This window comes from Plantactinospora sp. WMMB782 (genome assembly GCF_049179135.1).
Classification (GTDB): domain Bacteria; phylum Actinomycetota; class Actinomycetes; order Mycobacteriales; family Micromonosporaceae; genus Plantactinospora.
The window spans coordinates 4,802,309-4,828,222 of the sequence record NZ_JBMHMC010000007.1 but is presented as its reverse complement, the minus strand read 5'-3'; the positions used below and the strand labels follow the sequence as shown (position 1 = coordinate 4,828,222).

Here is a 25,914-nt window from a genome sequence, read left to right as displayed (position 1 = left end):
CGGTCCGGCAGGGAGAACCGGCAGGGAGAACCGGCAGGGAGACCTGGTGCTCATCGACCTGGCTGACGCCGAACCCGCGACGTCGGGCGGCAAGGCCGCCGTCCTCGGCCGGCTCCTCGGGGCGGGACTGCCGGTACCACCGGGATTCGTGGTGCCGACAGCCGTCTACGAAGCGGCGGTCGCCGGCCTGGACCTCGGCGGGCCCGGCACCGCGCGGCGGCGGATCGGGAAGTTGCCGCTCGCCCCCGCGCTTGTCGAGGCGATCTCCCACGCCCTCGCCCGGCTCCACCACCGGTCCGTCGCGGTGCGTTCCTCGGCTGCCGGTGAGGACACCGCCGACGCCACGGCGGCGGGACAGCACGACACGTTCCTCGGCGTCAGCGGGACCGAACGGGTGGCCGGCGCGGTACGCGGGTGCTGGGCCTCGCTGTGGTCCGAGCGTGCCGTCGGATACCGGCGCTGGCAGGCCACGCACGGGCCGGACCGGCCGCCGACGATCGCCGTGCTGGTGCAGCGCCTGGTGGACGCCGACGTCGCGGGAGTTCTGTTCACCGGGTCGGAGGTCCGGATCGAGGCGTCGTGGGGGCTGGGCGAGAGCGTGGTCGGCGGGCGGGTCACCCCGGACTCCTGGACGGTGCACGGCGACACCGTGCTCCACCGGGCACTCGGCGGCAAGGAGAACCGGCTCGACCGGGTGCAGGGCCGGGTCGTCGCCCGTGCGGTGCCGCTCGCCGACCGGGAACGCTTCTGCCTGACGGACGAGCAGGTCGCCCGGCTGGTGGCACTCGGCCGCGACACGGCGGAACTGCTCGGTGGGCCGCAGGACGTCGAGTGGGCGATCACCGACGGTCGGATCTGGCTCCTGCAGGCCCGCCCCGTCACGGCCGCGCCGCCGGCCGCGCCGGCAGCACACCCTGGACGACCGCGGCACGACCTCTTCCGGGCGGGAAACGGCGCCCTGACCGGTACGCCCGGCAGCCCGGGGGTCGCGGTGGGGCCGGCCCGGGTGGTCGACGGGCCCGGCGACTTCGCCCGGGTACGCCCGGGCGACGTACTCGTGTGCCGGACGACCGATCCGGCCTGGACACCGCTGTTCGGCGTGGTCGCCGCAGTGGTCACCGAGACCGGAGGCGTACTCTCGCACGCCGCCATCGTGGCGCGCGAGCAGCGCCTGCCGGCCGTGCTGTCGGTACCCGGGGCGATGGCCGCCCTGCCGGACGGTGCGACAGTCGAGGTCGACGGCAGCACCGGCCGGGTCACGTCGGTCTGATCGGCGTGAACGCCGTTGCCGGCGTCCCCTGCCGGGAACGGTCGCGAGATCGTGGCGGGCGGGTCAGAGCCGCGGTGCCACCTCGGCGGCGATCAGGTCCAGGTGGTCCAGGTCGGCGATGTCCAGCACCTGGAGGAAGATCCGGCTGGCGCCGTGCCGGGCGTACGCCTGGATCTGTTCGACGACCTGTTCCGGCGTGCCGGCGACGCCGTACGAGCCGCGCATCTCGACCGGGTCGCGACCGATCGCCTCGGCCCGGCGGCGCACCTCGGCGTCCGACCGCCCGCAGATCACCGCCAGTGCGGCGGAGAGCACCAGCGGGTCCCGCCCGGAGTCCGCCCGACCGGTCCGCTCGGCGGCCCCGGCCACCGCCGCGTAGCTGCGGGCCACCTCGTCGGCCGAGCTGAACGGCACGTTGAACTCGTCGGCGAACCGGGCGGCCAGCATCGGGGTACGCCGAACCCCCTTGCCACCGACGATCACCGGTACGCCCGCCGCCTGGACCGGCTTCGGCAGGGCGGGCGAGTCGGCGAGCCGGTAGTACGTGCCCTGGTGGTCGAAGGTCTCGCCGACCGGGGTACGCCACAGCCCGGTGACCACCTGCAACTGCTCGGTGAGCCGGTCGAACCGCTCGCTGAGCGGCGGGAACGGGATGCCGTACGCCAGGTGTTCCTCCTCGAACCATCCGGTGCCGAGGCCGAGTTCGACCCGGCCGCCGCTCATCTCGTCCACCTGCGCGACGCTTATCGCCAGCGGTCCCGGCAGCCGGAACGTCGCCGAGGTGACGAGCGTGCCGAGCCGGATCCGGGTGGTCTGCACTGCCAGGGCGGCGAGGGTGAGCCAGGCGTCGGTCGGACCGGGCAGCCCGCTGCCGCCCATCGTCAGGTAGTGGTCGGAGCGGAAGAAGCCGTCGAACCCGCACTCCTCGGTGTGCCGGGCGATCCGGAGCAGATCCCGGTAACCGGCACCCTGCTGGGGTTCGGTGAAGATACACAAGCGCATACCGTCACCTTGCCAGGCTCGGCTCGGGACGGGCCGGCCGCCCGGCTAACCTTCCGGCTGTGTCCGGATACGCATGGCTCAGCCTGACCACCGACTACGGCCTCTCCGACGGGTTCGTGGCGGCCTGTCACGGCGTCGTCGCCCGGATGGCGCCGGCCGTCCGGATGATCGACGTGACTCACCTGGTGCCGCCCGGCAACGTCGCCCGGGGCGCGGCGGTGCTGGCCCAGACGGTCGGACACCTGCCGCCGGCCGTACACGTCGGGGTGGTCGACCCGGGCGTCGGGACCGCCCGGCGCGGTGTCGCGCTGGGTACGCCCGGCGGTGTCCTGGTCGGGCCGGACAACGGCCTGTTGCCACCGGCCGCGTCGGTGCTCGGTGGTGTCACCGGGGCGGTGGAACTGACCAGCCCGGAGTGGTTCCCCGACCCGTCCCGCACCTTCCACGGCCGGGACGTCTTCGCCCCGGCCGCCGCCCGGTTCGCGCTCGGCGCCGCACTTACCGAGGCCGGTCCGGTGATCGACCCGGCGACCCTGGTGCGGCTGCCCGAGCCGGTGTTCGTCGAGGGTGCCGGCTGGCTGGAGGCCGAGGTGCTGACTGTCGACCACTTCGGCAACGTGCAGCTTGCCGCCCCCGGCTCCGCGCTGCGGCGGCTCGGTCCGGTGGTCCGGATCGGCGCACGGCGGGCGGTCCGGGGCGGTACCTTCGGCGACGCCCCGACCGGTGACCTCGTCGTGTTCGCCGACTCGGCCGACCGGCTGGCGGTCGCGGTCAACGGCGGCCGGGCCGACGCCCTGCTCGGCGTCACCCCGGGCGACGTACTCCGGCTGGAGTGACCGCCCCGGCCCGGCGCTCCCGGCCCGGCGGGGCGGCGGAGGATGGCAGAACCGTCTACTGTGCCCGTGCCGGGGCGCTGTGAAATGCTTACCCGCGTGGGGAAACACTCGATCGATGTCGCCGCCTGCCCGTGCTGCGCGCACCGGACCGGCGGAGGCACCTGCCCGGTCTGCTTCTGGACCGACGACGGTTCCACCGACCAGAATGCCGGCATCGCCCGGGGCGGCCCCAACGGTGACCTGAGCCTGTCCGACGCCCGGCTCAACTACGCCATCTACGGCGCGAGCCACCCGCGTTACCAGGACGCCGTCCGTCCGGCCCGTCCCGAGGAGTTGCCCTGATCCTGGGTGGACGGCGCCAGGCGGGCCGCTGGCGTCCACCTCGCCGTCCACCCGATGGGCAAGGTCATCGGATGTTTCGGGCGCGGTGCCCCGGCAGCGGTGTGCCGCTCGGGACCGCCCGAGGGCCGCTGCGGCTCCCCTGATCGCGGCAGATCAACTCTTCCCGGCCCCCGGTGCCGCTGGCACAGCTCCGCGCACCTTCGATAAGACGTCATACCAATTACGTTCAAGTTGTTCTATGATTTCGGCGCGGTGCTCGCCGGGCTCCTACCACACGAGGAACCAGCATGAACGTCTTGAACCTCCGCCGCGGACGGCTGGCGGCGATCGGCGCGCTAGCGCTCAGCATGGTCGGTGGCTCCGTCCTGGCCACCCAGGTACACGTCGCCGTCGCGGCGCCGGGCCCGTCCCCGGCCGCGGCCATCGTTCCGGGCCAGAGTGCACCGATCACCGGTGTCGCGTCCGGCCGGTGCATGGAGGTGCCGAACGCCAGCACCACCAACGGCACCCAGACACAGCTCTGGGACTGCACCGGCGCCACCAACCAGACCTGGACCTACAGCACCGACAAGCAGTTGACGGTGTACGGCAACAAGTGCCTGGACGCCAGCGGCGGCGGCACCGGCAACGGCACCCAGGTGATCATCTGGGACTGCCACGGCAACGCCAACCAGCAGTGGAACGTCAACACCAACGGCACGATCACCAGCGCCCAGTCCGGACTCTGCCTGGACGCCAACGGCGCCGCCACCGGCAATGGCACCAAGCTCATCCTCTGGTCCTGCCACGGCGGTGCCAACCAGCAGTGGAGTTCACCGTCGACGCCGCCGACCCCCACGCCGACGGTGACCCCGCCGCCGGCCGGCTCCCTGCCGTGTGACATCTACGCGGCCGGCGGCACGCCGTGCGTGGCGGCGCACAGCACGACTCGGGCGCTGTACGCCGGCTACCGGGGGAACCTCTACCAGGTGCGGCGCTCGTCGGACAACAGCACCCGGGACATCGGCCTGCTGGCCACCGGCGGCACGGCCGACGCGGCGACGCAGGACTCGTTCTGCGCCGGCACACAGTGTGTGATCACCGTGGTCTACGACCAGTCCGGCCGGGGCAACGACCTGTGGTACCAGGGCTCCAGCGTCGTCCCGGGCTCGCCGCAGAGCCGGCCCGCGATCGCCACCTCCGAGTCGTTGAGCATCGGCGGCAGCAAGGCGTACTCGCTGTACATCAATCCGGGCAACAGCTACTGGCGCGACGGTCACCTCACCGGCGTGCCGACCGGTGCCGCACCCGAGGGCATGTACATGGTGACAAGCGGCACGCACGTCAACAACGGCTGCTGCTTCGACTACGGCAACAGCGAGACGACCCGCAAGGCCGACGCGGCCGGGGCGATGGACGCGATCAACTTCAGTACCCAGTGCTGGTTCGGCGGCTGCTCCGGGACGGGGCCGTGGGTCCAGGCGGACCTGGAGTGGGGCCTCTTCCCCGGCGGCAGCCAGTCCTGGAACCCGAACCAGCGGGCCTTCCCGCACAGGTTCGTCACCGCCACCCTGAAGAACAACGGCACCACCCGCTTCGCCATCAAGGGCAGCAACGCCCAGTCCGGCAGCCTCTACACGCTCTACGACGGGGCGCTGCCGCCGGGATACAGCCCGATGAAGAAGCAGGGCGCGATCATCCTGGGCAGCGGCGGCGACTGCTGCAAGCCCGACGGCGGGGCCAACCTCAGCGCCGGCACCTTCTACGAGGGTGCGATGGTCGCCGGCTACCCCTCCGACGCCACCGAGAACGCCGTGCACGCCAACATCATCGCCGCCAACTACCGCTAGGCGGTCCCGCTACCACCCCGACCACCCGAACCACCCCGACGATCCCGACGATTTCCGCACCCGGTGGCCGGCGTTCCGTCCCGAGCAGGGCGGCGCCGGCCACCACCATCGGGAGACCCCCGCCCGCCCCGGCCAGGCCAGGCCCGGGGCGGCCCGCCCGTCGGCGCGTACGCGGCTTCCAGCGGTGTCGCTGGAGGAGGATGGTCGGGTGCCCGAAGGCGACACCGTGTGGAACACCGCCCGCGCGCTGCACCGCGCCCTGGCCGGTGACCGGCTGACCGCCAGCGATTTCCGGGTACCGCAGCTCGCCACCGCCGACCTGACCGGGGCCACCGTGCTGGAATCCGCCGCCCGGGGCAAGCACCTGCTGCTGCGGCTGCTGCCCCCGGACGACGGGACCCGGCTCACCCTGCACTCGCACCTGCGGATGGACGGCGCCTGGCGGGCGTACACCCCCGGGGAACGCTGGGCGGCCCGCCCCGCGCACACCATCCGGGTGGTACTCCGCACCGCCGCGGCGGTGGCCGTCGGCTACCACCTGCACGAGCTGGCCCTGCTGCCGACCGCCGACGAGCCGTCCCTGGTCGGGCACCTCGGACCGGACCTGCTCGGCCCCGACTGGGACCCGGCCGAGGCGGTACGCCGGCTCGCCGCCCAACCGTCCCGGAGCATCGCCGAGGCACTGCTCGACCAGACCAACCTGGCCGGGATCGGCAACCTCTACAAGTCCGAGCTGCTGTTCCTGCGCGGCGTCTCGCCGTGGACGCCGGTCCGGCAGGTCCCCGACCTGCCCGGCATGGTGGCGCTGGCGCACCGGCTGCTGATGGCGAACCGGGGCCGGTGGACGCAGAGCACCACCGGGTCGCTGCACCGGGGCCGGACCAGTTACGTCTACGGCCGCCGGGCCGAGCCGTGCCGCCGGTGCGGCGCGACGATCCGGAAACGGGACCAGGGCGAACGGGTCACCTACTGGTGCCCGAACTGCCAGCCCGAGCCGGGCCACCGCCCGGCCACCGGCCCCGGCCGGCCCGCCCACTGAGGTCCGCTCGATCCCGGCCGGATCGAGACGTTTTCAGCTGCCTGGCGACCGTATCCAACACTGGCCGTACGCGGTTGACTGCTTACGGATCGTCAGCAGCCCCGGGCCCGGCCGGACAGTACCGTCCGGGCTCCCGTGGCGCTGGCGGACGGAGCGATCCGGTCGAGCTGATCTTCCCGGAAAGGGGTGCGGTCATGTTCAGGAGGTTCGCGGCAAGCCTGGCGGTCCGGGCGGGACAGGCCAGGCGACCGAGCGGGGACAGCCCGCAAGCCGGCACCGGCCGGACCGCTGCGACGGTGGTGCCGGCCGCCCGGACCAGCGTAGACGCCCTGCCGGCGGCCACCCTCGACCCGACCGCTCCGCCGGACTACTTCGGGTTCGTGCCGAACTACGCCTACAGCCCGCTGCCGGTCTGCGACGCCGCCGGGCGGGTGGCGCCGGGCACCGGCGTCCGCAAGTTCGTCGCCGCCCTCCCCCGGCCCGGCGACGTCCCGAACGAACTCGGCAACCTGATCCCGGTCGCGGTGCCGGACACCATCACCTATCCGGGCTGCGACTACTACGAGATCGGGGTGCAGGAGTACCAGCAGCAACTGCACCCCGACCTGCCGCCGACCCGGCTGCGCGGCTACCGGCAACTGAACAACGGCACCGACGACACCGGGCACAACACGGTGGCGCCACCGCCGCGGCCGTACCACCTCGGGCCGCTGATCCTGGCCCGGCAGGACCGCCCGGTCCGGGTCAAGTACGTCAACCGGCTGCCGGTCGGCCCGGCCGGGGCGCTCTTCCTGCCGGTGGACCCGACCGTGCCGGGCGCCGGTACGGGTCCGCTCGGCGGCACCGAGCACTACCCGCAGAACCGCTGCGCGGTCCACCTGCACGGCGGGCGTACCCCGTGGATCAGCAACGGCGGCCCGGCCCAGTGGACGACCCCGGCCGGCGAACCGACGTCGTACCCGCGCGGCGCCGGTTTCGCCGCCGTACCGGACATGCCGGAGCCCGGTGCCGGGGCGAGTACCGCCTACTACCCCAACCAGCAGAGCGGGCGGCTGCTCTGCTGGCACGACCAGTCCGAGGGGATCGCCCGGCTGACCGTCTACTCCGGACAGCTCGGCCTCTACCGGCTGGACGACCCGGTGCAGCGTCGCCTGGTCGACGACGGCGTACTGCCGGCCGAGGAGGTCCTGCTGGTGCTCCAGGACAGGACCTTCGTGCCGGACGAGACCCAGCTCGCCGCCCAGGACCCGACCTGGGACGTGGCCCGCTGGGGTGGCCCGGGGAGCCTGTGGTTCCCGCACGTCTACATGCCGAGCCAGAACCCGTACAACGAGTCGGGGACGAACCCGATGGGGCGGTGGGACTACGGGCCGTGGTTCTGGCCGCCGTTCACCGGGCTCACCCATCCGGCGGCACCGAACCCGCACCACGACCCGCTGGCCCGGCCGTGGCAGCCGCCGGTCCAGCCGGGCACCCCGACCCCGTCGGCGGTACCGGACGCCTTCGGCGACACCCCGCTGGTAAACGGTGCCGCCTACCCCTACCTGCGGCTGCGGCCGGCGGCGTACCGGTTCCGGATCCTCAACGCCTGCAACGACCGCAGCCTGAACCTCCAGCTCTACTACGCGGCCTCGAACGCGCCGATGTGGGGGCCGGACGGCTCGCTGCTCGACGGCGGGGCCGGCGAGGTGCCGATGGTCCCGGCCCGGCCGAACCCGGACTTCCCGCCGGGCTGGCCCACCGACGGCCGGGATGGCGGGGTGCCGGACCCGAACGCGACAGGTCCGGACTGGATCCAGCTCGGCACCGACGGCGGGCTGCTGCCGGCGGTCGCGGTGCTGTCCAGCCAGCCGATCGACTACCGGTACGACCGGCAGGACGGCGCCGTGCCCGAGGTGACCGGGCACGCCCTGTTGCTCGGCCCCGGCGAGCGCGCCGACGTGGTCGTCGACCTCTCCTCCGTGCCGTCCGGGTCGAACCTGGTCCTCTACAACGACTGCCCGGCGCCGCTGCCGGGCGGTGACCCGCGCAACGACCAGTACACCGGCGCCCCGGACCGGACCCCGTCGGGCGGGCCACCGGGCACCCGCCCCGGTTACGGCCCGAACACCCGGACCCTGCTCCAGATCCAGGTGGTGGGGACGCCGGCCCCGCCGTTCGACGTCGACCGGCTCCGGGTCGCGCTGCCGGCGGCGTACGCGGCGAGCCAGCCGCCGCCGATCGTGCCGCAGCCGGCGTACGACCTGGCGTTCGGCACCGCCACGCCCCCGGACGGGTACGCCCCGGCCGAGGCCGGCTCGCTCACCTTCGTCCCGTACGGCGGCGGCACGCCGGTGACCCTGCCGTTGCACCGCAAGGCGATCGTGGCCGAGTTCGAACCCGGGTACGGCCGGCGGACCTCCCTGCTCGGCACCGAACTGCCGCAGTCCGGCTCGCTGGTGCAGACCACCATCCCGCTGACCAGGATCGACCCGCCGACCGAGGTGCTGCTCCCCTCCGATCCGGCCGCCCCGGTCGGCTCGCCCGGCGACAACAGCCAGCTCTGGAAGGTCGTGCACCACGGCGCGGAGACCCAGTTCGTGCACTTCCAGCACGTCGACGTCCAGTTGGTGAACCGGATCGGCCGGGACGGCACGGTCCGGCCGCCGGAACGCAACGAGTTCGGCTGGCGGGACACCGTCCGGGTGCATCCGTTCGAGGCGGTGGTGGTGGCACTCCGGCCGACGCTGCCACCGGCACTGCCGTTCACCGTCCCGGACAGCGTCCGGCTCGCCGACCCGACCCGCCCGGCCGGCGAGTCCGAAGGTTACGCCCAGGTCGACCCGCTGACCGGCGAACCGGCGGCGATGGCCAACCGGCGGCACGACCTCGGCTGGGAGTACCTCTGGCACTCGCGACTGCTCGGCCACGCCGAGGGCCGGATGGCCCGGCCGCTGGTGCTGCGCTTCTCTCCGGCGGCGCCGACCGGGCTCGCCGCCCGGCCGGAACCCGGCTCGGCGAGCGTGCTCCCGGCGATCGTCCTGGCCTGGACGGACAACTCCCGGCGCGGCGGCGCACCGGGGCCGCGCGCCACCGGCTGCCGGGTGCAGCGGGCCGTCGACCCCGGCTTCAGCCGGGACCTGCACACCTTCGTCGTACCGGCCGGGCAGAACCGGTACGACGACTCGACAGTCGTCCCCGGAGTCACCTACTACTACCGGGTACGGGCCGAGAACGCCGTCGCCCACTCCGGGTACTCGAACACCACGAGCGCGCAGGTGTGGCTGCGGGCGCCGACCGGACTGGTCGCCACGGTGGCGAGCGGTCCGCCGCTGCGGGTCGACCGGGGCTGGGTGAACCGCTCCTTCGCCACCACTGTGGAGCTGCAACGGGCCACCAACCCGACCTTCAGCAGTGGGCTGGTCACCAGTACCCGCCCGGTCACCGGCAGCTGCCCGGACACCCGGGTGACCCCGGAGACCACCTACTACTACCGGGTGCGTACCGGCTATCTCGGCGCGTCGTCACCCTGGTCGAACGTCTGCACGGTGGTTGTCCCGGCGGTGCCGCCGACGCCTACCGACCTCACGGTGACGCTGGACGGCACACCGGGGCCGGGCGGCGGCAGCGTGGTGCTGACCTGGCGGGTCCCGTTGACGAGCGTGGTCGGAAGTTTCCGGCTGCACCGGGCCGCCGACGCCGGTTTCAGCTCGGCGCTGGTGACGTCCCGGCTGCCGGGCACGGTCCGCTCGTTCACCGACACCGGAGTCGCCCCGGACACCGTCTACCACTACCGGATCCAGGCCGCCAATCCGGCCGGTACGTCGGCGGTCAGCGGCGCGGTCTCGATCCGCACCCCGAGCTGAGACCGGTCGGGTGTCAGGCCGCCCCGCCCCCACCACTGTCGGGTCGGGTCAGGACATCGCCTGGGTCGGGCCGGTACGGGAGCGCAGCTCCGCCAGCCCACCGGCCACCCCCCGGAGCAGGTCGGTCGCCTCGGTGAGCCGGGTCACCGACGAGTGGTCGTCGTACTCGCGGCCCTCCTCGGCCACGAAACCGGCCGCCGCCGCCACCAGCCGCTCGTACGCCGACACACCGCTGTCGAGCTGCGCCGTCAGGTGCCGGTGCGCGGCCTCCAGCTCGGCGCGGGTGTCGGCGGGCGCCACCCGTACCGCCCGGTCCACACTGGCCACCCGCTCGGCGAGGTCCCGGAGGGACTGCTCCGCCACCGTCGCCTCCAGCAGGGCGGGGCCGGCCGGGCCGGTGAGCCGTCCGGCGAGCCCGGCCATCGTGACCGCGGCCCGGTCCAGCCGGGCCCACGGCCCGGCCGCCGTCGAGCCGCGCAGGGCGACCCGGGCGCGCTGCCGGCGTACCTCGGCGAGGGCCTGCCGGCCGGCGGGCAGCCGCTCGACCGCGGCGACCAGCCGGGCACCGACCTGTTCCGGGGTGATCGGTTCGGGGGCCGGCGGCACCGGTTGGGCGGCCAGCTCGCGAAGGTCGGCCCAGCGCCAGACCGCCAGCATGACCGAACCACCGGCCGCCGCCGCCCAGGCCGCGTCCGGCAGGCCCAACCCCTGGTAGGGGGTGAGGACCGCCGCCGCCCCGCCAAGACCGCCCGCGAGCACGCTCCACCGCCGCACCGACCGGCGCAGGCTACGCAGCCGGCGCAGGTGGCGGGTACGCAGATCCGCCATCTCGACCCCACTCCCCGACGACCGCCGGCCCGGCCGACGGCTCCGCTGGTCGTTTCCCCCGCCGCTCCGCCTCCGGCCCGCCGGGTCCTGCCGGTCAGCCGGCGGCGCTGCTGCCGCCGCCGGTCTGCTTGTCCCGGCCCAGGCTGGCCCGGATCTCGTCCAGCCGGGCCACCCCGGCCGGGTCCGCCGCCGGGGGTGCCGACTCGACCGCCGGGTTGGCGGTCCCGCCGGCCAGCTTCTCGCCGGCCATGCTGGAGCGGATCTGCTCGAGCCGGGAGGCGCCGGCCAGGTCGAGGGTGGACTTCTGGATCTCCAGCATCCGCCCCTCGACCGAGTTGCCGGCCAGCTCGGCCCGGCCCATCGCGTTGGCGTAGCGCTGCTCGATCCGGTCCCGCACCTCGTCGAGCGAGGGAGTGTTGCTCGGTGCGGCCAGCGCGGACATCGACTCCAGCGACCTGGCCACACTCTCCTGCATCTTGGCCTGTTCGAGCTGGCTGAGCAGTTTCGCCCGCTCGGCCAGCTTCTGCTGGAGGATCATCGAGTTGTTCTCGACCGCCCGGCGGGCCTGTGCGGCAGCACCGATCGCCTGGTCGTGCAGGGTCTTGAGGTCCTCGGTCGACTGCTCGGCCGCGACGAGCTGGGTGGCGACGGTCTGCGCACTCTGCTCGTACTTGGTGGCCTCGGTCTCGTCACCGGCGGCCCGGGCCCGGTCGGCGAGCACCAGGGCCTGCCGGGCCATGCCCTGGAGCCGCTCGACCTCGGACATCTGCCGGGACAGCCGCATCTCGAGCTGACGCTGGTTGCCGATGACCGCCGCAGCCTGCTGGACGAGCGCCTGGTGCTGGCGCTGCGCCTCCTCGATGGCCTGCTGGATCTGCACCTTGGGATCGGCGTACTCATCGATCTTGGCGCCGAACAGCGCCATCATGTAGCGCCAGCCCTTGACGAACGGGTTCGCCATCTCCCGGTATCCCCTCAGTGTCATCAGTCCGGTGGCCGTGTCGGCCGGCCCGGTAAAGCGCCCGCACGACAGGATCTCCATCGTCCCAGGATCGCGCCACCCCGGCCTACGACCTCAGGGGGATATCCACCGGATATGCCGCTGGGGCCCACCGTAACGCGGTAGGCCCTCGGCGAGCCACACTTCATCGCCGCCGGGCTCGGCGCGGGACGGATCAGCCGGCATCGCGGCCGGTCAGCCGACGCAGACGACGTCGCGCTCGGGGCTCGCGGTGGGGCGGATCCGGCGGGTGGTCCGCAGGGTCGTCTTGAGCGGCGATTCCTGCCGTACCGTCACCGAAACGGTGCCGTCGGTCGCTATCTGCCGCACCGGCTCGGCGCCGAGCGGGTGCACGCCGCCGTCGGCAAGGGTGCGCACGGCCCGGTCGGCCAGCGCCGGACCGACCAGGGACGCCTCGACCAGCGCCGACTGGGCGGCGGGCTCGGTACGCGCCGGCTCGGCCGCCGCGGCCTGCCGGGCCGGCTCGGCGGTCCCGGCCTGGCGGACCGGCTCGGCCGCAACCTGGCGGGTCGGCTCGGCCGCCCCGGACTGTCGGGCCGGTACCGGGTATGTCGGAGCGGACCGGCCAGCCTCCTCGGCAGGTCCACCCGACTCCGGACGCTTCGCTCCGGCCCGCCCGGTGTCCGGGCTCTCCTGGACCGGCATCAGCACCCCGGGCAGTCCCTCGGCCAGCTCGACCGTGTCGCTGACGTCCCGGAGCAGCTCGGAGAGCCGGGCCCCCAACGCGTCGCAGATGGCGGCGAGCAGCTCGCTCGATGCCTCCTTCTGACCGCGCTCGATCTCGGAGAGGTAGCCCAGGCTGACGTTGGCGGCGGAGGAGACCTCGCGCAGGGTCCGGTGCTGCCCCTGCCGACGCGCCCGTAACGCGTCGCCGATCACCCGGCGTAGCAGGACCATCGCACCTCCCGTGTCGCGGGCTCAGACTCTCCCGGACGTCGGACCGGCGTCGTCACGTCGACCCCGCCGCGCTGCGGCGACACCGACCTCGCCGCGGGTGCGGCGCGCCGATCCGGCCGCGATGCGGGGGGTACCGCGACGTCGACTGCCCGAGCCTTCCCGCAACCGTACCCGCTACGGCCGCCGACGACATCCCGCCCCGCCAGTCGGGTTACGGCCGCCGGTCGGCCGCCGACCGACCGGCGGCCGTGGCTTCGAACGTGTCGGCGCTGGTCGCGAGGCGCCGGGCCGCGTCCGGGATGCTGCCAGGCCGCGTCCGGAATGCTGCTGCCGGGCCGCGTCCGGAATGCTGCCGGGCCGCGTGGTGCGGTGCCCGGCGGCCGTGCCGGGAGACGAGGTGAGATCAGCGGGCGCCGCCGACCGGGGTCCCGTCGACCTCGGCGTGCAACCGCTCGCTGAGCAGGTGCAGGGCGCCACTCACCGCCTCGATGCGGATCCGTAGCCGGTTGCCGCCGATGTCGAGCCGGCGCACCTCGGTGCCGGTGGGTCCGGCCGCCGCCACGAAGACGAGCCCGACCGGCTTGCCGTCCTGCGGTTCGGGACCGGCGACTCCGGTGGTGGCGAGGCACCAGTCCGCGGCACAGCGCTGCCGGCCGCCCTCGGCCAGCGCCACCGCCACGTCCGGGTCGACCGCGCCGCGCTGGTCGAGCAGTTCGGCCGGTACGCCCACCAGCGACGACTTCAACTCCGTCGCGTACGCCACCACGCCGCCCCGGAACACGCTGCTGACCCCGGCGATGTCGACGATCGTGGCGGAGAGCAGGCCGCCGGTGAGCGACTCCACCACCGCGAGCGTGGCACCCCGGTCGGCGAGTGCGTGCACCACCGCCGCCGCCGCGTTGTCGGCTGCCCGTGCGGGATCCTCCGCCATCCGGTCCTCCTGTCGATTCTCGGCCGGAACGTGCGGCCGGTACTGCTGTGCGTGCCCCGTCCTGCGGCGGCGGTCAGCGTGCCGGGCGACGCAGGCGCAGTGCCCGGACCACGTAGTCCAGCCCGGTCACCACGGTCACCACCACGGCGACGCCGAGGATCCACGGTCCTACCCAGGCGACGCTCTCCGGAACCGGCCAGAGGTACCAGACGATGGCCAGGATCTGGACAGCGGTCTTGACCTTGCCGCCCCGGCTGGCCGCGATGACGCCGTACCGGATCACCCAGAAGCGCATCAGGGTGATACCGAACTCGCGTACCAGGATGAGCATCGTGATCCACCACGGAATCCGGTCATACCAGGACAATAGAACTAGAGCGGTGCCGGTCAGGGCCTTGTCGGCGATCGGGTCGGCCACTTTTCCGAACGAGGTGACCAGCGCCCAGCGCCGGGCGATCCATCCGTCCACCAGGTCCGTCACCGAGGCGACGGCGAAGGTCAGACAGGCGGCCACCCGCCAGCCGGGGTGCACCATCGCGGAGGCGACCACCAGACCGACGAAGACGGGTACCAACGCCAGTCGGAGCGCGGTGAGCCCGTTGGCCGCGTTGACCAGCGGTACCGGGCCGACCCGTCCGGTCGGCACCGGATCGGCCACCGGGTCGGTCCGCACCGGATGGGCCCGCGTCGGGTCGCCGCTCGCCGGATCGGCATCCGCGGCGGCCCGCCCGGCCGGTACCGCCGACGCCGCCGCGCCCGGCACCGCCGCGCCCGGCACCGCCGCGCCGGGCACCGCCGACGCCGCCGCACCCGGTACCGGATCCGCCGCCCCGGTCACGACGGCGTCCCGCCGTCGGCCCGGCGGGACATCCCCGGCGGGGCCGTCGCTGCCACCGGGGTCACCCCGCCCCACGCGGCGCCGCCGAGATCATCTCCTCCGGCACGGCCACCAGGTCCACGCCCTCGGTGCCGGTGACCCTGGCCCGGACCAGGTCGCCCGGGCACAGCACGGCCAGGTCGACCCCGCCGCCGGTCGGCGCGACCAGGGTGGTCGAACCGTCCACCTCCGGGGCCTGGTGCGCCGCCCGGCCCTCCACGACGCCGTCGTCCACCGAGTCGACGAGCACCTCGACGCTGGAGCCGAGCCGCTCCTCGGCGCGCTGCGAGCAGAGCTCGTCGGCGAGCGCGGAGAGCCGGTCGTAGCGCCGCTTGACCGCGGCCGGCGACACCTTGCCCGACAGGGTGGCGGCCTCGGTGCCGTCCTCGTCGCTGTAGTCGAAGACCCCGATCGCGTCCAGCCGGGCGGCGGTGAGGAAGCGCTCCAGTTCCGCGACGTCCGCCCGGGTCTCGCCGGGGAAGCCGACGATCACGTTGCTCCGGGCTCCGGCGTCGGGCGCGAACCGCCGGACCGAGGCGAGCAGGTCGAGAAACCGGTCGGTCGAGCCGAACCGGCGCATCCGGCGCAGTACCGCCTCGCTGGAGTGCTGGAACGAGAGGTCGAAGTAGGGCGCCACCCCGGGTGTGCTGGCGATCACCTCGACCAGCCCCGGACGGGTCTCCGCCGGCTGGAGGTAACTGGCCCGGACCCGGACGATGCCGTCGACCGCGGCCAGCTGCGGGAGCAGCTTCTCCAGCAGCCGGGGATCGCCGAGATCCTTGCCGTACGAGGTGGAGTTCTCACTGACCAGCACCAGCTCCCGTACGCCCGAGCGGGCCAGCCACTCCGCCTCGGCGAGCAGCTCGTCCGGGGTACGCGAGACGAAGGCGCCACGGAACGCCGGGATGGCGCAGAACGCGCAGCGCCGGTCACAGCCACTGGCCAGCTTCAACGAGGCGACCGGGCCCGAGTCGAGCCGGTGCCGGAGTACCGGACGCAGGTGCGCCGGGGTGTGCTCGTCGGCCACCAGCGCACCGCCGGCCGGACGGCTCGCGGGGCCGCCCGGCACCGGCTTGCCCTCCGGCCCCGACACCGCCGCGTCGCCGGTCGGGCGGCCGGCGGCGTCGCCGTGTCCGGGCACCACCACGGTGCCGCCGTGCCGGGCCACCGGGGTCAACGGCAGCAGTTCACGCCGGTCCCGGGGCGTGTGTGCGGGAAGCTGCTTGCCGGCCAGTACGTCGTCCAGCCGGGCGGAGATGTCGGGATAGTCGTCGAAGCTGAGCACCGCGCCGGCCTCGGGCATGCCGTCGGCCAGCTCCCGGCCGTACCGCTCGGCCATGCAGCCGGCCGCCACGACCTTGGCCCCGGTGTCGGCGGCGGCCAGCAGGGTCTGGATCGAGTCCTGCTTGGCCTTCTCCACGAAGCCGCAGGTGTTGACCAGCACCACGTCGGCGCCCTCGCCGTCGGTGGTCACCTGCCAGCCGTCGGCGTCCAGCCGGGCGGCCAGCTCCTCCGAGTCGACCTCGTTACGGGCACAACCGAGAGTGAGCAGCGCGACCCGGCGCCGGGAGGAGGAATCGGCAGACACCATCCGAGCCTACCGGGAGGGTGGCCGGGCTCCGGCACGGCGCCCGGCGGAGCGCACGGTCCAGCCGCGCCCGGAGCGCTCGGGGCACCCCGGCCGGCGGCTCCGGTCACCCCCGCGCGGTGTTCCGACCCGGCACCGCCGCACGGACCGCCTCGACCGGAACCGAATCCGTCGGCTCGCCCGGCACCGCACCCGTCGAACCGACCATGGCGGCACCCGTCGAACCGACCGGGGCGGCACCCGTAGAACCGACCGGGGCGGCACCGGTCGGCGGCCTCCGCCCCGGCCTGGTCAGTCGATCGAGCAGGAACGCCTCGGCGCCGGCCAGGCCGACCGAGCAGAAGACCGTCACCTGGTCCGCCGTGGTCCGGCCGGGCAGCGCGCCGGCCAGCACCCCGCCCAGCGCCCGGAACCGCCCGGCGTACGCCCCGACGGTGCCGAGCATCGGCGGGTCGTACGCCCCGGCCTGCTCCGGCGACTCGGTGACCAGCAGATCCGCCCGGTCCAGCAGGTCGGGGCCGAACTCGGACCGACCCACCTGCTTGGGCCCGACGGCGTTGAGGTGGCAGCCGGGGCTCAGGTCGGCGGCCGAGATCACCGGCGTGCGGCTGGTGGTGGCGAGTACCACGATGTCGCGGTCGCGTACCGCCTCGCGGCCGGTGGACGCCGGCCGGGCCGGTATGCCCAGTTCGGAGCGGACCCGGGCGGCGAACTTCTCCCGCCCGGCGGGGCTACGGCAGAAGACCGTCACCTCGCGCAGCCGGCGCACCGCCGCGACGGCCCAGACCTGCGCCCATGCCTGCCCACCGGCACCGAGCACGCCCAGGGTGGCCGCGTCCGGCCGGGCGAGTGCCCGCACCGCCGCCCCGCCGAGCGCCCCGGTACGCCGGGACCCGATCTCCGCGCCGACCGCGATCGCCCGGACCCGTCCGGTACCGGCCTCGTGCAGGGCCACCACCTGCTCGCCCTCGCCATGCCCGAAGGTGTCGTACGAGCCGTAGCCGTACCACTCGCCGGTGAGCTGGCCGGCGGCGAGCACCAGTCGACCACCCGCCAGCGGTACGGCCGCCCTGGGCGGGGCGACGAACCGGCCCCGGTACGCCGCCAGCAGGGCGTCCCGGATCGCCTCCACCGCGGTCGCCGGGTCCAGCCGGGCCGACACCTCGGCGTCGGAGATGAACTGGGTCATCCCCCGATTCTGGAACTTCAACCACGATTGAGGTCAACCGCAGGAGATCGATCGCACAGGCAGGTCAGGCGCGCAGGAGGCCTCCCGCTCAGTCCTCCGGCCGGAGTGCGGCCAGCGCCTCCTCCAGCTCGTCCGGCTTGACCAGCACGTCCCGGGCCTTCGAGCCCTCGGACGGCCCGACGATGCCCCGGGTCTCCATCAGGTCCATCAACCGGCCCGCCTTGGCGAAACCGACCCGCAGCTTGCGTTGCAGCATCGAGGTCGAGCCGAACTGCGAGGTCACCACCAGCTCGATCGCCTGCACCAGCAGGTCGAGGTCGTCGCCGATCTCCTCGTCGACCTTCTTCTTGGTGTCCTGCGCCGGGGTCAGCACGTCGGGCCGGAACTCCGGCTCCCGCTGGTCCTTGCAGAACTTGACGATGTCGTTGATCTCGCCCTCGGTCACCCAGGCACCCTGGATGCGTACCGGCTTGGATGCGCCCATCGGCAGGAACAGCCCGTCGCCCCGGCCGATCAGCTTCTCCGCGCCGGGCTGGTCGAGGATGACCCGCGAGTCGGCGAGCGAGGAGGTCGCGAAGGCGAGCCGGGACGGCACGTTCGCCTTGATCAGACCGGTCACCACGTCGACCGAGGGGCGCTGGGTGGCCAGCACCAGGTGGATGCCGGCGGCACGGGCGAGCTGGGTGATCCGGACGACCGAGTCCTCCACGTCGCGCGGCGCCACCATCATCAGGTCGGCCAACTCGTCCACGATCACCAGCAGGTACGGGTACGGCCGGATCTCCCGCTCACTGCCCGGCGGCGGCTTGATCTGCCCGGCCCGGACCTTGCGGTTGTAGTCGTCGATGTGGCGTACCCCGGCGGCGGCGAGGTCGTCGTAGCGCATGTCCATCTCACGCACCACCCAGTCCAGCGAGTCGGCCGCCTTCTTCGGGTTGGTCACGATCGGGGTGACCAGGTGCGGAATCCCCTCGTAGTTCGTCATCTCGACCCGCTTCGGATCGATCAGCAGCAGCCGCACCTCGTCGGGCGTGGCCCGGGTCAGGATGGAGACGAGCAGGCTGTTCAGGCAGCTCGACTTGCCGGCACCGGTGGCGCCGGCGATGAGGATGTGCGGCATCTTGGCGAGGTTGGCCACCACGAAGCCACCCTCGATGTCCTTGCCGAGCGCCACCAGCATCGGATGGTGGTCACTCGCCGCCGCCCGGGACCGGAGCACGTCGCCGAGCGCCACGTCCTCCCGGTCGCTGTTCGGGATCTCGACGCCGACCGCGCTCTTGCCGGGGATCGGGCTGAGAATCCGGACGTCCGGCGACTTGACCGCGTACGCGATGTTGCGGGAGAGCTGGGTGATCCGCTCGACCTTCACACCGTGCCCGAGTTCGACCTCGTACCTGGTGACGGTCGGGCCCCGGGTGAAGCCGGTCACCGCCGCGTCCACGTCGAACTGCTCGAAGACGCCGGTCAGCGCCGCGATCACCTCGTCGTTGGCCCGGCTGCGGGTCTTCGGTGCACCACCCGGACGCAACAGGTTCGCCGGCGGCAGCGCGTAGTCGCCGGCCAGCCCCGTGATCGCCAGCTGCTCGGCCCGGGTCGGTGCGGGCGAGTGCTCCGGCGGCTCCGGCGTCTTCCGGGCCGCCGGCACCTTTCCCTTCGACCGGCGCGACAGTTGCACCGCCTCGGCCGCCGGAGTGTCGATCTCGTAGCCGGGCTCGTCCTCCTCCTCGTCGGCCGGACCGGACAGCGGCGACGGGCGGCGCCGGGACGGGCGGCGGCCCTCGGTGCCGCGCGTCGATCCGGCTTCGGCCTCCTCGTCGGCCTCCGGCCGGCCGAGCACCGCACCGGCCAGCAGGCCGAGCCGCTCCGGCACCTTGTTGATCGGGGTCGCGGTCACCACCAGCAGGCCGAAGAGCAACAGCAACACAAGCAGCGGTACGGCGACCCAGGCGCTCACCGCGCTCTCCAGCGGGCCGCCGACCCCGGCTCCGATCAGGCCACCGGCGTAGTCCCGCTCGGCGTTGTTCACCGGACGGGTCCCGATGTGCAGCAGGGCCGCCGTACCGACGATCAGCGCGGTCCAACCGACCAGGCCCCGCCCCCGGTGCTCCGGCTCGGTGGGTGTCCGCATCAGCCTGACCGAGCCGATGAGCAGCAGGACCGGCAACACGATCGAGATCGCGCCGAAGAAGAGCCGGATGGTGTCGGCGAGCTGGCCGCCCAGCGGCCCGGCCGAGGAGAACCAGACCGCGACGGCACTGAGGATCGCCAGGCCGAGCAGGAGCAGGCCGGCGCCGTCCCGGCGGTGCTCCGGGTCGAGGTCGCGGGCGGTCGCCGCCTGCCGGCCCGCCGCCCGCATCGCCCAGCCGACGCCGTGCGCCAGCCCCATCCAGGTCGCCCCGATCGCCCGGCCGACGTAGACCGCCGGACTGGTCCGGGTCGGCCGGCGGGCGGCGGCGGCCCGGCCCCGGGTCGGCTGACGTGCCCGGGTGTTGCCCGCCCGGGTACCGCCGGTGCGGGAGGTCGACCCGTTCCGGCGCCGGTTCGCCTGAGAGGAGGCACGGCCCGCCATAAGTTCACACGTTAGCGGTGGGTGCCGGAGATTCCCCGCTTCTGCGGGTCGTGTCGGCCCGGTTACCTCGCGGATCACAGCCGGTTCCGTAACGAGGAAATCACGCTGGGTAGACTCACCGCCGGCCGGACCCCGCCGACGAAAGGCACTCGCCATGACCCAGCTCCGGGCGGCGGTCGCGTGACCTCCGACGAGATGGCCGCCGCACTGGCGGACGCCCGGGACCGGCCGGACGACGCGGCCAAACTCGCCGACCTGGACCGGATCGTGGCGTACGCCGACGCGGCCGGGGACCTGCGGCTCGGCTTCACGGCCCGGCTCGCCCTGGTCGAGGTGCGGCAGCAGATCCAGCCGTGGCGGATGCTCCCGCCGCTGCGATGGTGCCTCGATGTCGTCGACCGGGCACCGGAGACGGTCGAGCGGCTCGACGCCGACCAGCTGCCCCGCTACCACCGGGCGGCGGTGGCCGCCCTCTGTGCCACCCCCCGGGTGGGACTGGCCGGCGCCGAAGCCGCCCTGGACGACCTGGAGCGGCGGCTCGGAGCAGCCGGGCGAAGCCGACGTCCGGCGTACGCGCTGCGCTGCCGGATCGCCGACCACGTCGGCGACGAGCCGGCCGCCCGGCGGTGGCTGGTGCGGTGGCGGGCGGCATCCCGCGACGGCTGGAGCGGTTGCGCCGGTTGCGAGGCGGTCGAGCAGGCGAGGCTGTTGACCGGCTGGGGCCGGTGGACCGAGGCGGTGCGGATCGTCGAGTCGGTGCTCGCCGGCCGGCTGGACTGCCCCGACCAGCCGGAGCGGGCACTCGGCACCGTCCAGGTGGCATACCTGCGCCTGGGCCGCTACGCCGAGGCGGCCGACGCGCACGTACGCGCACACCGACGGCACCGGCGGGAACGGACCGGGTTCGGGTTCCTCGCCGACCACCTGCGGTTCTGTGCGCTCGCCGGGCAGCACGACCGTGGACTGACGATCCTCGCCCGGCACCTGCCCGAGCTGGACCGCCGGCCCGACGAGGCGTCCGCGCTGGAGTTCGCCGCCGCCGGTGCGCTGCTCTGCCGGCTGGCCGGCGAAGCCGGCTCCACCCGGCAGCGGCTGCACCGCCCCGGACACGCGCGACGGCACCCCGCCGAGCTGACCGTCGCCGCGCTCGGCCACGAACTCACGGCCACCGCCCAGGACCTGGCCGGCCGGTTCGACGCCCGCAACGGCACGCGCCACCAGTCCGGCCGGGTCGCCGGCTGGCTGGCCGAACCCCCGGTGCCCGGCCCGGTGTCGCTGCCACCGGCGCCGACCGGCGACCTGCGACCTCCCGAGCAACCGGGCGATCGACGACCCGCCGAGGGAACAGGCGATCATCGACCCGCCGACGGATCGGGCAATCGACGACCTGTCGACAGATCAGACGCTCATCGACCTGTCGACGGATCGGGCGGAGCGCGGTGTTCGCGGTCCGGTCGGCACGATCGGGGACCGGTGGCCTGACGCGCTGCCCTGATCCGCGGCGCCGGCTCCTGGGCCGGGCCGAGCCGGTGCGCCGGGCGCAGCCGCCGGCACAGACCGAGCCGCTGCGCCAGGCCGAGCCGGTGCGCCAGGCCGAGCCGGTGCGCCAGGCCGAGCCGGTGCGCCAGGCCGAGCCGGTGCGCCAGGCCGAGCCGGTGCGCCAGGCCGAGCCGGTGCGCCAGGCCGAGCCGGTGCGCCAGGCCGAGCCGGTGCGCCAGGCCGAGCCGGTGCGCCAGGCCGAGCCGGTGCGCCAGACCGAGCCAGGAGATCAGGATCAGCACCGCGACGAGGGTCTGGGCGAGCGCGGCGTACCGCTCGGGATAGACCACGCCCTCGATGTAGCGGTCGATGAACCCCTGCCCGACGCCGGACTCACCGGCCCGGCGCCGCGCCCAGTGTTCGAGGTAGGTCAGCGGGCAGGCCAGTCGGGCGGCGACCACCAGCACCGCCCAGCTGGCAGCCGCCAGGTGCGGCCAGATCGTTCTCGGCCAGCGCCAGGCGAGGAATCCGCCGAGCACCAGGTAGGCCAGGAAGCCGAAGTGCAGCGCCAGCGCCAGCGTGACCAACATCCGGTAACCCATCGCCCGCCTCCCGGGGCAAAGGCTACCCAGTCGGGCGGCCGGCGGACCGGGTACGCATACCCAGCCCGCCGGCCGGCGCTGTATCGACCCGGCCCCGGCGCCTGTGTCGGCGCCGGAGTCGGGGTCGGGGCAGACTCAGCGCACCGAGAAGCCCAGCGTGTAGTCGCCGGAGCCGCGCCGCGCCTCGACCCGGTAGCGGTAGAAGCCGGCGCCGCCGGTGAAGGAGATCCGCTCGTCCGCGGTCGGCCCGGCGGAGACGGCCACGGTACGCCAGCCACCCCGGCTCCACCGCTGGAGTACCAGGTCGAAGTTGGCCCCGTCCGGCCCGTCCAGGCAGCCGGTCTGCCGGCCGTGCCCGGCCCGGAAGTAGCGGCCGGCGGGCTGCACCTGGCGGCGCCCGGCGCCCAGGGTGGCCGCCTTCAACGCCCTGTGCCCGGCGCACTCCGAACCCGGCGGCTCCTCGACCGCTGGCGGGTCCTCGCCGGCCGGCGGCTCGGTGGGCGCCGGCGGCTCGGTGGCCGGCGGCTCGGTCGCGGCGGGCGGCTCGGTGCCGGCCGGCGGCTCGGCCGGCGGCGTCGCGCCGTTGGCGGTGGTGACCAGGGTGAGCTGGTTGACCTCCAGGATCTCGGTCAGCGGCTGGAAGAACGTGGTGCCGCCCACCGTGCAGTCGCCGGAGCCACCGGAGGTGACCCCCTGGGCCTGGTCCCCGGACATCCACGAGCCGCCGGAGTCGCCCGGCTCGGCGCAGACGTCCGTCCGGGTCAGCCCGGTGACCGTGCCCTCCGGGTAGACGACCGTGGCGTTCAGTGCCTCGACGACGCCGCACCGGGCCCCGGTGGTGGAGCCGAAGCGGCAGATCGAGCTGCCCACCGGTGCCTCCTGGCCACCGGCCACGGTGATCGTGCCGCCGTCGAAGTCGTTCACCACCGGCTGCGGCACCCAGTCGTCGTTGGTCTGCACCACGCCCCAGTCGTCACCGGGGAACGAGGAGGCCGAGACGACACCCTGGGCCACCCCGTCCGGGCTGCTGGTGGTGGCACCCTCCGCTCCACAGTGTCCGGCGGTGACGAAGCCGCCGACCACGGAGAACCCGACCGAGCAACGTGCCCGCCCGCCGATCAGGTACGGGTCACCGCCCCGCACGTCGATGAGCGGCACCGGCGCCTCCGCCGAGGCGACCACCTCGACCGCGTCCGCCGGCGCGCCACTGGCCCGGACGAAGCGCCGCACGTCGGCCTCGGTTCCGGGCTGGGCGCGTACCACGACGCGGTTGTCGGAGACGTCGACGTACCAGCCGGCGACGTCCGGGGTCGCCTCCCCGGCGATCCGGTCGAGGCTCGCCTTCACCGTGTCGAGCTGTCGGGCGTTCCGGGTGACAAGCTTCGGCTCGGCTCCGGCGGCGCGTACCCGCGCGGCGGTCCCCTGGTCGGTCACCGCCACCATCAACCGGTTGCCGTCGGCGGTGAACCAGGCGCCGCCGTACCCGGCACCCAGCTCGGTACGCAGCTGTCGGGTGGTGTTCCGGGCCCACCGCTCGCGGTCGAGGCGGGCGCGCGCCTGCGCCTCGGTAAGCGACAGGTCCCGGCGCAACGCGTCGACGAGCTGGCGGGACGGGCCGGCCGGTTCCGGTCGCGGCGGATCCTCGCCGGCCAGCGCCGGCCAGGTCACCGCCGCCAGACCGGCGACGGTCGCCACCGTCACGCCGATCGCGATCCCCCGCCGCTGTGCCGTACTCCGCCGACTGACCGTGCCTCGCCGGCTCCGCGTCGCGCGTCCGCGATCCATCGATCGCCTCCTTCACCATCGGGCAGCCCGCGGGAAGGTACGGCCGACGACCATCCGGCGATGAACGATCGGCGATGGGCAATCTCACACCCGACCGACTGAACCGACAGCGCCACGGATACGTAGAAGAGGGCCCCTTCTTGTCGCTTCGCGTTGGGGAAGGGGCCCTTCCTCACACCTGAGGCGGAAGTGGTCAGACCTCGACCACGGTCGGGACGATCATCGGGCGGCGTCGGTACGCGTCGTTCACCCAGCGGCCGACGGTGCGGCGGACGATCTGCTGCAACTGGTGCGGGTCGGTGATCCCGTCGGTGGCCGCCCGGCCGAGCGCCTCGGTGATCAGCGGGATCACCGGGTTGAACGCCTCCGGGTCGTCGGAGAAGCCCTTGGCGGAGATGGCCGGACCGCCGACCACCTTGCCGGTGACCGAGTCGACCACCACGGTCGCCGAGATGAAGCCGCCGTCGCCGAGAATCCGCCGCTCGGTGAGGAGCGACTCGCCGACGTCGCCGACGGCGAGGCCGTCGACGTAGACGTACCGGCTCTTCAGGTGACCGACCACCCGGGCGTGCCCCTCGACGAGGTCGACGACGTCGCCGTCCTCGCAGAGCACCACCCGGTCCGGCGAGACCCCGGATTCGATGCCGAGCCGGGCGTGCGCCCGCAGGTGCCGCCACTCGCCGTGCACCGGCATCAGGTTGCTCGGCCGGACGACGTTGAGCAGGTAGAGCAGCTCACCGGCCGGGGCGTGCCCGGAGACGTGCACCTTGGCCACGTCCTTGTGGATCACGGTCGCGCCGGCCCGGGAGAGCTGGTTGATCACCCGGTAGACCGAGGTCTCGTTCCCCGGCACCAGCGAGCTGGCCAGCACGACGGTGTCGCCGGGGGCGACGGTGATGTGCCGGTGGTCGCCGGTGGCCATCCGGCCCAGCGCGCTCATCGGCTCGCCCTGGGAACCGGTCGACATCAACACGATCCGGTCCGGCGGCAGCGCGGTCGCCTCGTCCAGCCCGACCACCAGGCCCGGTTCGATCCGGAGCAGCCCGAGGTCGCGGGCGATGCCCATGTTGCGCACCATCGACCGGCCGATGAAGGCGACCTTGCGGCCGTGCTCGGCGGCGGAGTCCAGCACCTGCTGCACCCGGTGCACGTGCGAGGCGAACGAGGCGACGATGATCCGGCCGCGCGCCTTGGCAAAGATCGAGTCGAGTACCGGCCCGATCTCCCGCTCCGGGGTGACGAAGCCGGGGATCTCGGCGTTCGTCGAGTCGGAGAGGAGCAGGTCGACGCCCTCGCCGCCGAGCCGCGCGAAGCCGGCCAGGTCGGTGATCCGGCCGTCCAGCGGAAGCTGGTCCATCTTGAAGTCACCGGTGTGCAGTACCAACCCGGCCGGGGTGCGGAGCGCCACCGCGAGGGCGTCCGGGATCGAGTGGTTGACCGCGAAGAACTCGCACTCGAACGGGCCGAGCCGCTCCCGGCCACCCTCCCGGACCGTCAGGGTGTACGGCTCGATCCGCCGCTCGGCCAGCTTCGCCTCGACCAGGGCGAGGGTGAACTGCGAACCGACCAGCGGAATGTCCGGTTTGTGGGCGAGCAGGTACGGCACCGCCCCGATGTGGTCCTCGTGCCCGTGGGTCAGCACGATCGCCTGTACGTCGCCGAGCCGGTCCAGGATCGGCGCGAAGTCCGGCAGGATCAGGTCCACCCCGGGCTGTTCGACGTCGGGGAAGAGCACCCCGCAGTCGACGACCAGCAGCTTGCCGTCGTACTCGAAGACGGTCATGTTCCGCCCGATGGCGCCGAGCCCGCCCAGCGGCATGATCCGCAGCCCGCCCTCGGGCAGCTCCGGCGGCAGCTCCAGCTCGATTCCCGGCTGACTCATGCCGCCGCTCCAGAACGCCGTGCCCCGGTCCGCCCTGGCGCCGCGGCGACCCCCTCTGCCCCGGTCCGCCCCTGTGCCCCGGTGCGAAGCCGGGCCCCGCTCT

At 73.9% G+C, this 25,914-nt stretch carries 17 protein-coding genes and 2 pseudogenes; 7 read left to right on the top strand and 12 right to left on the bottom strand.

Features of this window, described 5'->3' with window-relative positions; translation table 11 throughout:
• The first annotated feature begins 46 nt into the window (after nt 1-46).
• Nucleotides 47-1,270 (top strand): PEP/pyruvate-binding domain-containing protein, encoded by a 1,224-nt coding sequence (locus tag ACN28A_RS23880; protein WP_421398224.1) that lies wholly within the window; start codon nt 47-49, stop codon nt 1,268-1,270.
• A 63-nt stretch (nt 1,271-1,333) separates the two neighbouring features.
• Here ACN28A_RS23880 and ACN28A_RS23875 read toward each other — a convergent pair whose 3' ends face one another.
• Nucleotides 1,334-2,272, bottom strand: a complete 939-nt coding sequence (locus tag ACN28A_RS23875) for an LLM class F420-dependent oxidoreductase (protein ID WP_421398222.1) — start codon at nt 2,270-2,272, stop codon at nt 1,334-1,336.
• A 59-nt stretch (nt 2,273-2,331) separates the two neighbouring features.
• Here ACN28A_RS23875 and ACN28A_RS23870 point away from each other — a divergent pair, with 59 nt between their 5' ends.
• From ACN28A_RS23870 to ACN28A_RS23850, 5 genes are all read left to right on the top strand, one after another.
• Nucleotides 2,332-3,108, top strand: a complete 777-nt coding sequence (locus tag ACN28A_RS23870) for an SAM hydrolase/SAM-dependent halogenase family protein (protein ID WP_421398220.1) — start codon at nt 2,332-2,334, stop codon at nt 3,106-3,108.
• 96 nt (nt 3,109-3,204) lie between these two features.
• Nucleotides 3,205-3,450, top strand: coding sequence for a CPCC family cysteine-rich protein (locus ACN28A_RS23865; RefSeq protein ID WP_421398218.1), 246 nt, complete (start codon nt 3,205-3,207; stop codon nt 3,448-3,450).
• 287 nt (nt 3,451-3,737) lie between these two features.
• Nucleotides 3,738-5,279: an arabinofuranosidase catalytic domain-containing protein gene (locus ACN28A_RS23860; protein WP_421398215.1), complete on the top strand. Its 1,542-nt coding sequence runs from the start codon at nt 3,738-3,740 to the stop codon at nt 5,277-5,279.
• Nucleotides 5,280-5,487: 208 nt separating this feature from the next.
• Nucleotides 5,488-6,318 (top strand): DNA-formamidopyrimidine glycosylase family protein, encoded by an 831-nt coding sequence (locus ACN28A_RS23855; protein WP_421398214.1) that lies wholly within the window; start codon nt 5,488-5,490, stop codon nt 6,316-6,318.
• 194 nt (nt 6,319-6,512) lie between these two features.
• The gene (locus tag ACN28A_RS23850) at nt 6,513-10,163 is read left to right on the top strand and encodes a hypothetical protein (protein WP_421398211.1); all 3,651 of its coding nucleotides are present in this window, start codon (nt 6,513-6,515) and stop codon (nt 10,161-10,163) included.
• A 48-nt stretch (nt 10,164-10,211) separates the two neighbouring features.
• Here ACN28A_RS23850 and pspM read toward each other — a convergent pair whose 3' ends face one another.
• The 8 genes and pseudogenes from pspM to ACN28A_RS23810 form a co-directional block, all read right to left on the bottom strand.
• On the bottom strand, nt 10,212-10,991 hold the full coding sequence (gene pspM / locus ACN28A_RS23845) for a phage shock envelope stress response protein PspM (protein WP_421398208.1): 780 nt from the start codon (nt 10,989-10,991) through the stop codon (nt 10,212-10,214).
• A gap of 94 nt (nt 10,992-11,085) precedes the next feature.
• The gene (locus ACN28A_RS23840) at nt 11,086-11,952 is read right to left on the bottom strand and encodes a PspA/IM30 family protein (protein WP_421404616.1); all 867 of its coding nucleotides are present in this window, start codon (nt 11,950-11,952) and stop codon (nt 11,086-11,088) included.
• A 684-nt stretch (nt 11,953-12,636) separates the two neighbouring features.
• Nucleotides 12,637-12,909, bottom strand: a pseudogene (locus ACN28A_RS23835) (helix-turn-helix domain-containing protein); the annotation flags it as partial.
• 403 nt (nt 12,910-13,312) lie between these two features.
• A complete protein-coding gene (locus tag ACN28A_RS23830) occupies nt 13,313-13,840 on the bottom strand; it encodes a CinA family protein (RefSeq protein WP_421398206.1) in 528 nt (175 codons plus the stop codon).
• 73 nt (nt 13,841-13,913) lie between these two features.
• A complete protein-coding gene (pgsA, locus tag ACN28A_RS23825; RefSeq protein ID WP_421404614.1) occupies nt 13,914-14,498 on the bottom strand; it encodes a CDP-diacylglycerol--glycerol-3-phosphate 3-phosphatidyltransferase in 585 nt (194 codons plus the stop codon).
• A gap of 241 nt (nt 14,499-14,739) precedes the next feature.
• On the bottom strand, nt 14,740-16,308 hold the full coding sequence (gene rimO / locus ACN28A_RS23820) for a 30S ribosomal protein S12 methylthiotransferase RimO (RefSeq protein ID WP_421398204.1): 1,569 nt from the start codon (nt 16,306-16,308) through the stop codon (nt 14,740-14,742).
• A gap of 283 nt (nt 16,309-16,591) precedes the next feature.
• Nucleotides 16,592-17,494, bottom strand: a pseudogene (locus ACN28A_RS23815) (ornithine cyclodeaminase family protein); the annotation flags it as partial.
• Between the two features lie 88 nt (nt 17,495-17,582).
• Complete coding sequence (locus ACN28A_RS23810; protein WP_421398202.1) at nt 17,583-20,063, bottom strand: DNA translocase FtsK; 2,481 nt, start codon at nt 20,061-20,063, stop codon at nt 17,583-17,585.
• 180 nt (nt 20,064-20,243) lie between these two features.
• Between ACN28A_RS23810 and ACN28A_RS23805 the strand changes: the two genes are divergently transcribed.
• Nucleotides 20,244-21,545, top strand: a complete 1,302-nt coding sequence (locus tag ACN28A_RS23805) for a YbjN domain-containing protein (protein WP_421398199.1) — start codon at nt 20,244-20,246, stop codon at nt 21,543-21,545.
• Here ACN28A_RS23805 and ACN28A_RS23800 read toward each other — a convergent pair.
• The 3 genes from ACN28A_RS23800 to ACN28A_RS23790 all read right to left on the bottom strand — a co-directional run bounded on the left by ACN28A_RS23800 (nt 21,470) and on the right by ACN28A_RS23790 (nt 25,811).
• Complete coding sequence (locus ACN28A_RS23800) at nt 21,470-22,144, bottom strand: DUF2784 domain-containing protein (protein ID WP_421398198.1); 675 nt, start codon at nt 22,142-22,144, stop codon at nt 21,470-21,472. The two genes, ACN28A_RS23805 and ACN28A_RS23800, sit on opposite strands and share 76 nt — an antisense overlap.
• A 135-nt stretch (nt 22,145-22,279) precedes the next feature.
• Nucleotides 22,280-23,929: a S1 family peptidase gene (locus tag ACN28A_RS23795; RefSeq protein WP_421398196.1), complete on the bottom strand. Its 1,650-nt coding sequence runs from the start codon at nt 23,927-23,929 to the stop codon at nt 22,280-22,282.
• A 193-nt stretch (nt 23,930-24,122) separates the two neighbouring features.
• Complete coding sequence (locus ACN28A_RS23790; protein WP_421398194.1) at nt 24,123-25,811, bottom strand: ribonuclease J; 1,689 nt, start codon at nt 25,809-25,811, stop codon at nt 24,123-24,125.
• Nucleotides 25,812-25,914: the final 103 nt, after the last annotated feature.